The 464-nt window shown below is 39.0% G+C and carries 1 pseudogene; it reads right to left on the reverse strand.

Features of this window, described 5'->3' with window-relative positions:
* Window positions 1–63: 63 nt before the first annotated feature.
* Window positions 64–464: pseudogene (locus AB4653_RS28665) on the reverse strand (hypothetical protein); the annotation flags it as partial.

Raw genomic sequence — 464 nt, forward strand, 5'->3', positions numbered from 1 at the left:
ATGTAAGAGAAATATATAGATTAGAAATAGAAAAGGCACCTATTAGGGTGCCTTTTTTGAAAGCTACTCAGTCCTACCTATAAAATCATGTAACATCCGCCCCAATTCCTCGTCTTCTATAATGCACCAATTTATAAATGCACTGTATGGAGAAGATGGTTTTAGGAGAAGCTTGATACGTGCGACCGCAACATCTTTTTCTTCCTGTAAGGCCATTGGTTTGTAGTAATTGTTCAATTGCGACAATAGTAAGTTATATTGTTCAAAGACTCTCTTTCTTAGAAAGGCTGAAGATACAGCTTTGTTTGGAGTATGTTCACTGTTGAACACTCTATCCAACAGTTCCGCAGTCAATTTAGTCTTGTTATCGGCGGTTTGAGCTCTAACATGAAGCTTTTTCGCATATGGAGTTGATGGAGGAAGGTGTTTGATTGCGCGAACGACATCAATCTTAGGGTCACAGC

Origin of the sequence: Vibrio sp. 10N.222.48.A3 (genome assembly GCF_041475345.1) — a bacterium.
In the GTDB taxonomy this organism is placed as follows: Bacteria; Pseudomonadota; Gammaproteobacteria; order Enterobacterales; family Vibrionaceae; genus Vibrio; species Vibrio tasmaniensis_A.